Genomic DNA, 13421 nt, shown 5'->3' on the forward strand with positions numbered 1-13421 from the left:
GACAGGCAAGTCTGAATGACAAAATCGAACAAGGATGCGGTGTTACGAGAAATCGCTAAAGACGCGCTCGAGTGCATTGAGCTCGTGGCAAGTGATGCAGAGAAGGCTCAAAGAGATCGTCGAAATGCGGGACCTAGTGCCTTCGCAAGCGTCAACACATTGAATAGCCCCGAGCAGGTTAAAAACCTCACCGAAGCGGCGGAGGCTCAAATGGCGGCGCTCTCAACGCTGATCAAGCAACCGGTTATCGCCAGGGTTGATTTCGTTGACGAGGATGACCGCGAGTCCACAATTTTTATTTCTCGTGGCACACCACGAAGCGTCCCTGGCTTCAAAATCGCAGGTTACCTAACTCCGTTTGGACGGATCGCCACTTTAGCAGCTGGAGACGAAGACACATTCAACTTTCCGGCTGGTAGCCGCGAGCTTGCGGTCACGAGCAACGCCAAGCTTACCCCACACAAAACAGCTGGACATTGGGATTCAATCGAGTCCGAAATCGATCTAGTCGATCTAGGTCGCTTCACTGTCCGTTCTTTTCGGGACCTGATCGAAAGTGGCGCTCGAAACAGCGCGAGTGAGCTAGAAGCGCTTTGGGACGACGATGCTGATATCAACATAGTTGACGGCATTAGGCGCGCTATCCTGACAAAAATGGGGCTTCGCGATCAGCCTATTCTCGATCGATTTCAAGATGAAATTTTTCGATTGCCTCTTAATACGAGTTGTTTTCTATCTGGGCCGCCGGGAACTGGAAAAACGACTACTCTGATTAGGCGTCTGGCACAAAAAACCGATCGCGATGCCCTTCTTGAATCTGGTGAAAATACCCGCCTCATCGATTCTGTTGAGGACGATACTGGGCATCTACACGCTCAAAGCTGGATAGTATTTTCGCCGACCGAACTGCTGCGCCAGTATGTGAAGGAAGCATTTAATCGAGAAGGTTTACCAGCCAGCGATCGACATATTCGAACCTGGGGCGAATATCGTAGTGAAATATCGCGCGACGCCCTTGGCCTACTGAGAACGAGCAGTGGTTCAGGGCCATTTATTGAGCGAAGCGCTCAAGGTTATATCGCGAACCCCGACACAGACGATGTAGCCTGGTACCAGGACTTTTATGCATACGTCGCAACGGACGTGCGTGAAGAGCTGATCGCGGATGCCGCCTCGCTTGAGAAAAGCACGGCACACGACCTTAGCAGTTTAGGGAAAAAACTTGCGGCCTCCTTCGAGCAGTTCACTGGCAGCTTCTACCCGCATGCGGTTCGAGTAGTCGAACGTGTGCGGGCAGATATCGATTCCGCCTCACAATCCCGACAAACCGAAATCGAAGAAATACTGTCGGAGGCGAGAAACCGCTTGGTTTACGACGATCGTGACTTCCCGAGTGCATTGCAGGCGGAAGTGTTGAGATTGTTGGAGGATAAGCAGGTTGAGGACGAGGAAGAGGATGAATTCGAAGCCGCGTTGGCAAACGACGATGATGACGCCTCCGAGCTCCCAACGGGGCGGACTGTTTCTCGCCGCCAAGCTCTCATCCGGCTCGAAAGTGCTTTACGTACTCTGGCAAAATCTCGTGTTGCAGGTCGCAGGCCATCGAACACCTCATTGGCGGGCAAATTGCTTTTATGGCTTGGTGACGCGCGCATTCCGTCAGAGGAAGCGCTGAGAAGACTTGGCAAACTCCTCAATGAGCAATCGCGATTGCGAAAACTCGAGCGCCTTGAGCGATTGTTTCTTCGTGGCATTGCGCCCCGATATAAAAAATATCGGTCAGAGATGGCGAAGGTTAGGCAATGGTATTCTGCTGAACCCGAGAAACGAGCGGATATACATTGGCGTGAGCTCGACCTCGTCATTCTTGCCACACTCCAAATAGGCAACGAACTGCTATCCAGCATTCGTTCAAGGCCGACGGCGGAACTTCCATCCGCTGGTGTTCTTGGAGCAATTCGGTATCTGCAACGCGCCCAAATACTCGTGGATGAGGCCACTGATTTCTCCCGAGTGCAGCTGGCCTGTATGCGTGAACTAGCGCATCCCTCCCTGCGGTCGCTTTTCTTGTGCGGCGACATAAATCAGCGCCTCACCCCTTGGGGGTTGAAGTCCAATGAAGCCCTGAGTTGGATCGACCCTGACATTGAGAGAAAGTCGATCACGGTCTCATACCGACAAAGTCAACGACTTGTGGAGTTGGCGAAAGACATCGCCACAATAGGCGGCTCAGAGCCGTCAGATATTGTCCTGCCCGATCGGTTGGACTCGGAAGGTCTTCCCCCAGTTTGGCAAACGCGGCTCAGCACGAATGAATCTATTTCAGATTGGCTTGCTGAGCGTATTCGGGAGATAGACAGTACGCTTCAAAAAGCCACGACAATCGCGGTTCTGGTCAATGACGAAGAAGAGGTGGAGCCCCTTGCGCGTGCACTCGGCGAACGGCTCGAAGAGATTAATCTCAATGCCGTACCGTGCAAGGACGGCAAAGTCGTTGGCAACGACCGGGACGTTCGCGTTTTCAATATTCGCCACATTAAAGGGTTGGAGTTTGAGGCGGTATTCTTTGTCAACTTGGACAAAACTGTGGATCAATTTCCCGACTTGTTCGCTAAGTTCTTATATGTCGGCGCGACACGAGCAGCGACGTACCTTGGTTTGACTTTCTCCCATGATGTTCCGGTCGCACTACACGCTTTGGCGGATCATTTTGAAGAGGCATGGGGGCAGTAGCTATGCATAAAGGTAAATTGGCTGCGCAGGGCGCCGAAGGTTTGTTGAATTGACCCGTCACCCCCTCCACGGTCGAAGTGAATCGAACGACCTTCCGGACGGACTGGAAGCTCTCCGAACGGAGCTCAGTCTGAATGAGGTTATGACGCTGATTGAGCGGACAGCTAGATGGGTGGATCCAGCAACGTTCAAGTATTTACCAGTCTGGTATCCTGAACACGCCCGACGAGCATTTTTCTACAAGAAAAACTGGTCGGAACCTCAGATGAATAGGAATCGGCAAACCGGACAGAGTGTTCACAAGACCGAGGGCAATGTTCATGCGAATAAAGCGCTCACGCTATCGCTCGGATTGCGCGCAGGCGAACGACCAAATTGGTCGTGTTGCCATATCTGGGGGGTAGATGATGCCAGTTACCAATTCAGCAATGCGGTAGTACAGGACAGGCGCTATTTTTCCTGCGTCGCCAATATGCTCCTACTCCCCACCCCGCTTAAGGCCTTCACGGACGTGATGCCGGAGGTGAAAATGATGCTGCGGGTTTGCGCTCTCCATTTCTATGATTGGGCTTGTGAACACCAAGAGGTTTCAGCCATCGCTGACCGGGTCGCAAAATGGGATGATTGGGACAGCTACCCCAAGAGTTGGCCCACCCCTCAAAGGCAATCTTCGCCGATGGGAACAATTCCATTTTCCGATCGAATTCGAAAAGCAGCCGATCGACGCAAAGCCAACATCCGAAAAGACCTTAAACTCGCAGGACAACACTACCCCCGCGAAGAGGTGTTAAGCGTACTCTCCTATTGGAGAATCTCTCTATGACCGGAACGCGAGTGGTCTATCTCAATCAGAGGGCCTCTCATGACGCGCGAGGAACTCTACCGTCGCGTCTGGGCAGTTCCTATGAACCAGCTCGGCGCCAGCCTGGGAGTATCTGGGTCATATCTCGCTCGAATTTGCGACCAGCTAAATGTTCCGCGACCGGTCCGCGGATATTGGGCAAAGAAAGCAGTCGGGAAAGCGCCTCCACAAACGCCGCTGCCCGAAGCGCTTCCAGGCGCGCCTGTGTCTTGGTCCCCAGGCGAGCTGCCCAAGGCAGTAAGAGCAAGAACTAAATTGCAAGCGACGCCGAAGCGCGAGACTAAGAAGCGCATACCTCGAAACGCGACGCATGGCTTGCTCGTCGGAGCGAAGGCGCATTTCGGCAAATCGCGCCGCATTGGTGACGGAGAGCATATCAAGCCCTTCAAGCGATTGCTGGTTGATATCACCACAACGGAGCGATGCCTTGACGGGTCATTGAGGCTCGCGAACGAGCTATTCAATGGTCTAACAATGGAGGGGCATCGCGTCGGTCTAGCTCCGAAAGGATCGGATCTTCAACGACGTGCAATTGGCGTAAGTGACGACGAAAAAGCCAAGGTCACTCACTCATATCGCACCAGGTGGGCTCCAGACCGACCAACGGTCGTGTTTGTCGGAACCGTCGCCGTAGGCTTGGCGATTGTTGAGACAACCGAGATGGTCGAGATGCGATACTTCAATGGCCGCTATGTTCCAGACGCAGAGTTTCGCAGGCTCGTGCCAAAATCTCAGCGCGATGAGCGGTTTAACTGGACCAGCAATCGAGAAACGCCAACAGGTCGGCTCCGTGTCATCGCGTACTCGCCTTACCCAAGGGTGGATTGGTCTGAAACTTGGACGGAGTCCAAACCGGGTTCACTGCGACATTCTCTAGGCGACATTGCCCGCTCAATCGAAAGCGCGGCCCGCGATCTTATTCCTCGTATCGAAGAAGCGGAGCGTCAGGCCGAGCTTGAACGGATAGAGCGCGAGGCGGCATTCGAGCGGTACAAACGGGCAGAGGACCAACGCAAGATCGAGGCATCGAGGCAAGAGAGCAAAGAAATGCTTGCATCAGTCATTGATCAATGGTCCCAGAAAATGAGTATCGCGCGCTTTTTCTACGGAGTGGAACAGCACGCAGCCAAACTCGCGGAAGAAGAGCGCGCCGCTGTCATGCAGCGCCTAGCGCTAGCTCGCGATTTTCTGGGGTCAGCTGACCCAATGGATGCCTTTATGGATTGGAAAACTCCAGACAAAATATACTCGCCTCTATATCCGGAGAAGAACGCAGCGAGGCTCTGGAAGAGCAGGTGAGCGATCTCAGGAGCGCGCTCAAAGAACTTCGTTTCCTGGAAATTCTAGTGGTGCGCTTTAAGCGTAGGTCGCGTTATTATGTTTCTATGTACTTCCGCAGATGCTGGAAAAGAATGATTTCCTGCTCTTTGAGGCACACCTCAAGCTGATCTTCCTGACCTTCTTGGGGAATTCCAAAAAGCCTACGACGAACCCCTTCGCGGAATTCGCCCTGTGCGTCAGAGTAGGATTTTGCACTCGCGATAAACTCGGCTCGGGTTTTCATGGTCGCTTTGAGCGCACCATCGACTTCATCCCCGAAATTAACAGATGCGAACGGCATAAGGTCATTGAGTTTTTGCCACACGGATCGGTCTTCGTGCATCCGTGTGAGCATCGCTTGTGCAGTCACAAGTTGGTCCTTGCCATTTTCAAGAGGGACCTTTTCATCTTTCAGCTTCTCTTCAGCTGCTGCGAGTTCAGCCCCGGTGATTAACGGACGGCGGACCGAAGAGATGGATCTACGGCACTCATAGAAACTGGCCAGGATCTGCTCTGCGCGCTCGGATTTTCGCAGGTGGTTCTGGCGGCGTAGCCAGCCCGGATATGACTTAAGCAAGGCCCAAGCCGCGACTGCCGCCGTTATTAGTCCAGCGATCGCGCCCAGCACATCGGCTAACAAACCCCAATTGACTGCACACATTTTCGACCCCTGCCACCTCAAGGTGAAATTCTTAAAGCATTTTCGGGATTCGAACAGCGCTGAAATTCAAGTCGAATGAACTGGCTATACCTGCGTCCCACGTCATCTGAACCGGCGAGTTTAACTGTACCGCCCCTTCGAACCAAAATCTAAATTATCCTTGCTTCAGTAGTATTTTGCATGAGTTCCCAGGTGCACCTGCATCCTGTTCAAAATGTGCTCTGGGCGCGCGGACGCAACCTGTCCAAATTAATTCAAAACCGAGCGTTCGATCCAAAACCAAACATTATCTTCTGAGACCAGTTCGCTTGCGTCTGACACCACCGCCACTACCCTTTTCAGCAGCTGCCGCAGATGATGCCGCGAGACTCGCGCGACAGGACAGCCTGATCGCGGACCGTTCCCGATGCGCAGCGACAGCTCTCGCGTCAGATGGTGCCAATCGCGCGCGCCATCCTCATCGAGCGCCTCACGGGATTTCCGGGCGGAACTCACAAGGTATGGCTGCAAGTTTTCCCGGAGGCTCCACCTGCCGTGAAGCCTTGGGCTCGACTGCCCCGCTAGCCATCGGACACAACCATGAAAGGCGCCCAAAGTGCCGGATGCGAAAAGTGTTCCGCCTCGTTCTCACGCAGGTGGCGCATGGCAGACTGGAGCGCGACCGCACGAGACTCGTCACGCACGACCATGTGTTCCACGAGGCGCGAAGACAGTATGGCTGTCGCCGACGCCTCGGCTGGCCAATTGGAGACGAGAATGCTGCGCGCGCCGGCGAAGAAGAACGCCTTCACCAGTCCCGACAACGCCTCCGAACCGGAAGACCCGTCTGGTGCCGCGGTATTGCAAGCCGCCAGAATTATGAAATCTGCGTCCAGACGCAGGCCAACAATCTCGCTCGCCCGAAGTAGCCCATCATTGTTGAATGGCAGGCGGCCACCCATTGGTGGTGTCAGAACGAGCGCCGGTTCAAGCAGCTCATCTATGCCGGCTTCGGCCCCATCGATGAGCGCGTGTGTGGCAAAGGCGATGTTTTGATAATCGGTGAGAACGCCTTCTGAATTCAGGCGATGAATTCTGGATTCCTGAGCATTTTCAGCAAAATACAGATTTGAGCTGTCAGCCATCAAGGTCTCGGCCAGACGTTCGAGCAATTGCCGGGTTTGAGGCACAGCGGGCAGGTCGCGCAACGCGCCTGCCCCATTGCCAGACAAGCTAAGGAGGAGGTCGTCCTCGAAGACGGTTTCTGTCACAGCCTCGCCCTGAGCCTCAATCTGGCGGGACAGGAGCGGATCGGCAAAACCGAGCAAGGGCTGGATGCCACTGGCACCCGCGCGTCCTTCTCGTCTGAGGGCGCCCAGACTCGAGACCGCAGGAAGCCGCGCGAATGCATATGTCTCGGACAGCCAACGGGTCGCGCGATAATCGTCAAATGTCCCAGTCCAGTCGTCGGGCCGTGCTGTCGGGAGGACGTGAAGCGGCAGAAAATCAAGCGGACCGTCGCTGACAACCAGGATTTGACGTTTCCCATCGAGGTATGGCTGAAGCGGTTCGAAAATGTCGCGATAGAGCGCAAGTCCCGCATCCAGGTCGAATACCTGATGGCGGAGCGCATCGGTACTGGACGGGACTTCTAGAGCCTCTCTCAGACGGTCAGCCCGGGAGCGGACGGTCTCGATATCCGTCGCCAATGCGTGCAGGGCCACACGCTCGCGCGTCAGCACGAATGCAATCAGACGATCGTCATCAGAAGAGAAGGAATAGGTGATCAGCGCTTCGTGGGGCTGAAGCAGTGCCTGAACGTCGCGCGCGGCCGTTGCCCGTCTCGCGATCAGAGCCGCGACTTCCGGGTCGAAATCTTCCAGTGCGGCATTGGCCTCGACGAGCTCAGCCTGGGCCAGCCGGAGGCCCGTTTCCGCGCCAGCGAGGCGTTCTGCACGCGGATTCGGCGCAGACCTCAATCCAAAGAGCAGCGCACGCGCGCTGACCATATTGGTCTCCGCCGCGCGCCGGCGGTCGAGAATCTGCTGCAGACGAGGATCTGAGATACCCAACCTCGCGGATGACGCCTCCAGGGCGTCCGCAGCCGAAGACGCAGAAAATGCCTGAGTGATGACAAAGGCTGCTTCGGTAATGGTCGCTCGGTCCAGATCCGTGTTCTCGCGCCTGAACAGCGCGTCCCGGGCGATCGACAAACTCTGTCTGGCCTGACCGGATATCTGGTTCTCTGACCCATCCGAATTTCGGGACAATGACCGCTGGCCCAGATCGTGAGCCGTCTCGCGCAAGCTGTTCTCGATGACGCGATTGATTTTGGGGCGTGAACGGCGCGTCAGGCCGAGATCGGCCTGAACGGTCGTGAACTGGCGCAGAATGCTCAGTGTAAGAGGATGTGATGCTCCAAATCGGGCCTCGGCCCGCTCCAGGGCCAGTTCAAAGCGCTCATCAGATTCGGTCAATTGGCCTGTATAGGCGAGCAGTCCTGCTGCACTGGCGTGCGAACGCAGGAGCAAGGGGTGATCGTCCTCCAGCCGAGTTTCGTTCACCGCCTGCAGCGCGTCGGCATCCTCCAGAAGGACAGGGAATAAATCCAGCAAGGTGGGTTGCCCGGGTCCAAAGTCAGGGTGGACCTCCGGGTTTGGCGCCAGCGCCAGCGCAACCTCCATCAGACTGACAAATGCGCCAATCGTGAACAGGCTGGCATAGCCGGCCTGCGCGTAAGTCCTGCCGCAATTATCCAGATTGTTGATTGCCAGTCCCAAGGCTTCACCGTAGGCCTCTGACTGAAGATAGTGTTGGATCAGGACTTCACTGATGGGCCCGCAGCCATAGGTCAGCCTGTCGACATCAAGCTCTTGCAGCAAGGCGTCGGCTCTATCTGTCAGCCCGGCGCGAACATAGTGCTGAAGAAGCAGTGTCTCGATCGATTGCGGGCGGTCCCACGCTCGCGTTTGCAGTCGTTCGATCAATTCATCGGCTTCATCAAATTGGCCATTTCCCGCCAGCACCCAGGCGAGGCCACCTTCAGCGGTCGCCGCTTCGTCACTCTCTGATCCGAACACACGTTGGCGCCGTGTCAGCAGTTCCCGCTTCAATTCGAGAGCAGACTCAAGGTCCCCGTTTTCCACGAGCAGTTGTGAATACACGTTGAGTGCGCGGATGCTCCACTCATGGTCCACCCCAAGGATAGCGTCGGCTCTGGCCGCCTCGATTCCCATGTCTCGAATGAATTGCTGGATCGTGTAACCGCTCGTTTGGGATAGCCCCAAGGACTGGATTTGCAGGAGGTTGCGCACAGATCCGATGATATCATCTCGCACATCTTCCTGTTGATCAGGCGGCATGCGATCGAAAGCAGCCAGCTCATCCGGTATGCGAGCCAATGCGATTTGGGTGTACAATGCATGTTGAGCGTCGAGCGCAGGGAGCAACACGCCACCTGGGCGCGCGGGGGCACCGGCCGCCTGCACCACCAAATCGACAATCGCAACGATACTGTCGGATAGTTCAGTGATGTCTCGCGGGTTCGGCTCGAAAGTCGCGTCGATTTCAGCCTCGATCCGCGCCGTCAGGATCAGGCGGGCAAGCGTTTCACCGTCGTCGTCCAGTTCAGGCAGGCTGAGCGGGGTCCGGGTTTCAGCATTGCCGGACAGCATGCGCTCAACTTCAACATCATAGGCGCCGATAAAGCGCGAGCCATTGGTGATCCGGCTGATCTCTGCCGCGCTCAGACCGGAGTCGTCGCCCCGTTCGCGACCCAGAAATGCCTTGACCGCATCGGCTGTGGCGTCGTCTCTGACGGACTCGTAATCAACGCCTTGTACTGCCCAAGCGACGGGCATGGCCGCACTCGTCACGAGCCAAGTGCAGCACAGCGCCAACAGGGACCGAAGGACCATCGGCAGCCCAACGCGCGTCATGGAGACGGGATCCTGGCGAGAATGGTCTCGGCCTGGCGCCAATCTTCCAAAGCGGCCGGATCAACGCCGGAAGTCTCGAGGCGTTGGATCAAGGCCGATACGCGTTCTGGTGCGGACGGCCCGTACATTCGAGCGGCACTTATGGCGCGTCGAAAGGCGTCTTCATCGCATTCTGGCCGATCATCAACCGTCCGCCAGAACTGACGCTCGGAATCAATATCCTGTCGGTCCAGAATGCAACGTCCTTCGGGCGGCAGGCTCAACCAGACGACAGCCCGCAAATCATTGATTGCCCCATGCGTAAAATCAAAATGGCCGATACCTGTTGAGACCGAGCTGGTATCGACAGCCGTTATCACCTCGGCGATCTGCGGGAGCGGTACGGATTGGCCGGCCCGCGGGTGATTTCCACCCAACGCCTGAGACAATTGCAGGGCCCGGTCCTGGCTGGACGTGTAGGCCGTCATCCCGGCCGCCAGAGGCGACACCTCATCTATCACGGCGGCAAAGTATTCAGCATCGACATCAGGCGATGCCCAAATGAGCTGACCGAACAGCGGCCCATGAGACGCGTCAGCCCGGTACGACAGCTGCTCAAGCGCTTCCAACAACAGGCGATTGCCCATGGAGTGGGCGATTATATGAACCTCGCTCTCCCCGGCCTCGGCAAGGACCGATTGGAGAAAGCGCGTGAAATGACGTGCTGAGAGACCCACATTATTCTGGCTGACCTGATAGGCGCCAACCGACTCGCCGTTTGGCCAGGAATAGAATGTCGCACCGTCACGCAGGTCCAGATCGACAGCGAGCTGAGCGGTTTGACGAGCCGCCTTGTCGAAGCTCACGGCATGACCATGAACGAAGACGAACATCGCCGGCGACCGCTCCGACCCTGCATCATTCTCCAGGGCCTGGCTCAATGCTCCGCCAAATCCGTCACTGCCAATGCGGTGCGTGTTCGAAATGACAATATGGACGCCATTACGCGGGCCCTGAATGTCGAACGCTCCCGGTCGGGGTATCGATCCCGGTGCCCGGTCTCGTGGTACGGTTATCTCCATTCGGCCATAAGCGAGCGGGCCGCGGTCATTAGAATGCGTGTCGCGTGGGCCATCCCCGGCCTGCGCTCTGTTGGTTCCGAAAAAAACTTCGACCGTTTCAAAGCTGGGGTCCTCACCCTCGCCGCCCAACGGCGTTAAAACCTGCCCGCCCTGACCCTCGACCTCGAAGCGCCGCGCGATAAAGCCGGCACGGCGTTCCAGAGCGACCGCCCTGTCGGTCTCCTGCCCATGTCGGCGATAAAGCGCGGCGAGTTGGGACAGGCGATTGAACAAAAGGAATTCTGCTTCGTTCAGTTCGAGCGCGGATGCCCCGGATGTTTCGAGAGCTGCAAGGTGGTTTTCGGCAAGCCCCAAGGCCAGTTCGGACGCACTCTGAGCGAGCGACATGTCCCCATTCCGGCTCAGCTGTCGTGTCAGGTCGCCATACAGTTCCGACAATTCAATTCCGGTCAGGAGGTCGGACAAGTCTTCCGGATTCGCGAGGAGTATGATTGCCGCATCGCGCAGCGAGGCCGCGTCCGACTCGGCAACAGCCTGATCATAGCGAGCCAATGCAGCCAGGACGGCATTATCCTGAGCACTCGCTGTCGAAACAAAGAAGAAAATCCCCGCAACAAAAATCCGCGTCGAGAGCCAAAAGGACTTCATTTTCTTCTCCGCAGCCCGCCCAGATCAACTCTGCCATCCAACACAGCTGTTTTGACAAGAGCAAGAGATTACTGGGCGATGTCCGGTACCACTCTGGGATTTCGCGGCGCGGGCGATAGACTGGCGGATGTCAGCGGCGGCCGAATACCGCCATCACGACCTGTCCGGGAGACGGCATGGACAAGCTCGAGAATGGAAAGGAAAGCGTGGGTACGCCGGTCTGTCGCGCTTGCGGGTCGCACCAGCTGGATCGCTTCTGTGCGCGCTGTGGTCATCCGGTCCGGTCCGGGCGGCGAACGATCCGGGAGCTACTGGGAGGCTTTGTCTCCGGTGTTATCAATAGTGACTTCAGGACTCTGCGCTCGATCGCTGCCCTGCTGGCAACACCCGGCGCGATCACGCGGGACGCGATCGAGGATCGTGGTCGCTTCACCGACCCAGTGAAGATCTTCTTTGCCGTGATAGTGCTCTTCACCCTGTTCTACACGGTTCATCCCTACCAGTTCGCACAGATCGAGTTCGTTACGGCCGAGGAGTATGGCTTCACGAATCCGGAACTGGCGCCCGAGTCGGGCGTTCAGCCCCGCTTCCTGCTCTTTGCCCCGCAGCAAACGGCCCTGATCTCGCCCGGCATTCGCGCGATGATCGAGACCGAAAGCCCCGATACACTGATCGCACGGGGGGATCTCTGGCCAGCCCTGCTTGCGATATCGCAATCGCCGCTGGCCGAGGCCCGGCTGGCGCAGCGTCTCAACACCGTGATGGCCTATGCACCGCTCTGCACGATCATTCCCATCCTGCTTATCAACGGCCTGATTTCGCGCCGACGCCGACTTGTCATGGATCATGCCCTGGTCTCGTTCGAGGCCGCCTCGACAACACTCGTACTGATCATGCTGGTGCAGATCGGCGTGTGGGCAGGCGCGCTGTTTGACGTCCGTCTTTGGACGACCTCCCTCGCCGGCCCCTTCCTGTTCGGGCTGACACCCGCGAGTCTGCTCGTACTGCTCGCCGTGGACCGTCGCGTCTACCGCACACCCTGGCTCTGGCTCCTGCCCAAATCGGCACTTATCCTGACCATCTGGATCGTCTTGATCCTCCTGATTTCGGCTTTCAGCATGATGCAAGTGCTCGCCGGGCTGGGATGACGAGAGAGACCGTCCTCGTATCGGGCGCTACGGGCGCGTGAGCGTGCTCTCGAAGAATTTGAACACGAGCGCAACGCTTCCACGGCGCGAGCCTCACGCCTCCGTCAGTAGCGCCTCGCTCACCGCCCAGAGCCGCTCGGCCGCCTGGTCATCACAGGCATGGGCATCCACGCCGGCATAGCGGGCGAGCGGGCCTTCGGATTCGGTCGGGGCGGCGATGTCGCAATTCTCGCAATAGACGCCTGGCTTGCCATCCAGCAGGGCCGAACTGGCGGCCCAGAGCGTGGTTGAACAGCCCTGCTCCGGCGTCTTGAAGCCCTGCTTGGCCAGCTCAGACAGATCGCCATTTTCATCAAGCCAGCCCAGGGCGATCATCTCCTCTTGCGGCAGATGGCGCTGCAGCGGCGTGAAAATACCGCCGGGATGAACCGAAAACGCGGCGCCGCCGCTCGCCTTGAGACGGCGTGACAGGGCGTTGGCAAAAAGCGCATTGGCCGTCTTGGCCTGCCCATAGGCCTGCCACTTGTCGTAGGGCGTGTCGTTGAACTGGATATCGTCCCAGCGAATTCCGCAGATCTTGTGGGCGGTGGAGGACAGCGCCACGACCCGAGTGCCGGCCTGCGAGATCAAGGACGGCATCAGGGCCTGGGTCAATGCGAAATGGCCCATGTGATTGACCCCGAACTGGGACTCCCAGCCCGGGCCGACCCGGGCCTCGGGACAAGCCATGATGCCGGCATTATTGATCAGGAAATCGATCGAGCCGCGCGCCTCCAGCACGTCCGCAGCGAAGCGTCGTACCGAGGTGAGGTCTGCCAGGTCCATCACGGCCGTCGTGACGTCTCCGTCGACATCCGCCAGCGCCGCGGCAGCCTTCTCCGGCGACCGAACCGGCACAAGGACCGACACGCCCTTCGCCGCCAGGGCCCGCACGGTTTCCAAGCCTATCCCGCTATAGCCGCCAGTGACGATGGCGAACTTGCCGGCGAGATCGATACCGGCGAGCACCTCTGCGCCGCTGCTCTTGGCATGAAAGCCCGATTGTGTCGGCACCTGGTCGGATACAGCCAT

Annotated in this window: 8 protein-coding genes; 4 read left to right on the forward strand and 4 right to left on the reverse strand. The window is 57.5% G+C overall.

The window, feature by feature from the left end:
* The first annotated feature begins 15 nt into the window (after positions 1–15).
* From JXQ94_RS05100 to JXQ94_RS05110, 3 genes are all read left to right on the forward strand, one after another.
* Entirely contained in the window at positions 16–2733 is a 2718-nt protein-coding gene (locus JXQ94_RS05100; protein ID WP_421922730.1) for an ATP-binding domain-containing protein, read from the forward strand.
* Positions 2734–2875: 142 nt separating this feature from the next.
* Positions 2876–3556, forward strand: a complete 681-nt coding sequence (locus JXQ94_RS05105) for a hypothetical protein (protein ID WP_421922731.1) — start codon at positions 2876–2878, stop codon at positions 3554–3556.
* Between the two features lie 39 nt (positions 3557–3595).
* Complete coding sequence (locus JXQ94_RS05110) at positions 3596–4894, forward strand: hypothetical protein (protein WP_421922732.1); 1299 nt, start codon at positions 3596–3598, stop codon at positions 4892–4894.
* 76 nt (positions 4895–4970) lie between these two features.
* Here the strand turns inward: JXQ94_RS05110 and JXQ94_RS05115 are convergent, their stop codons facing one another.
* The 3 genes from JXQ94_RS05115 to JXQ94_RS05125 form a co-directional block, all read right to left on the reverse strand.
* Positions 4971–5576, reverse strand: a complete 606-nt coding sequence (locus tag JXQ94_RS05115) for a hypothetical protein (protein ID WP_421922733.1) — start codon at positions 5574–5576, stop codon at positions 4971–4973.
* Between the two features lie 560 nt (positions 5577–6136).
* Positions 6137–9415: a CHAT domain-containing protein gene (locus tag JXQ94_RS05120; RefSeq protein WP_421922734.1), complete on the reverse strand. Its 3279-nt coding sequence runs from the start codon at positions 9413–9415 to the stop codon at positions 6137–6139.
* A gap of 74 nt (positions 9416–9489) precedes the next feature.
* Positions 9490–11202 (reverse strand): alpha/beta hydrolase, encoded by a 1713-nt coding sequence (locus tag JXQ94_RS05125; protein WP_421922735.1) that lies wholly within the window; start codon positions 11200–11202, stop codon positions 9490–9492.
* Positions 11203–11378: 176 nt separating this feature from the next.
* Here JXQ94_RS05125 and JXQ94_RS05130 point away from each other — a divergent pair, with 176 nt between their 5' ends.
* Positions 11379–12350: a hypothetical protein gene (locus JXQ94_RS05130; protein WP_421922736.1), complete on the forward strand. Its 972-nt coding sequence runs from the start codon at positions 11379–11381 to the stop codon at positions 12348–12350.
* Positions 12351–12443: 93 nt separating this feature from the next.
* Here JXQ94_RS05130 and JXQ94_RS05135 read toward each other — a convergent pair whose 3' ends face one another.
* Positions 12444–13421: an oxidoreductase gene (locus tag JXQ94_RS05135; RefSeq protein WP_421922737.1), complete on the reverse strand. Its 978-nt coding sequence runs from the start codon at positions 13419–13421 to the stop codon at positions 12444–12446.

The organism is Maricaulis maris, assembly GCF_049116555.1.
Classification (GTDB): Bacteria; Pseudomonadota; Alphaproteobacteria; order Caulobacterales; family Maricaulaceae; genus Maricaulis; species Maricaulis maris_C.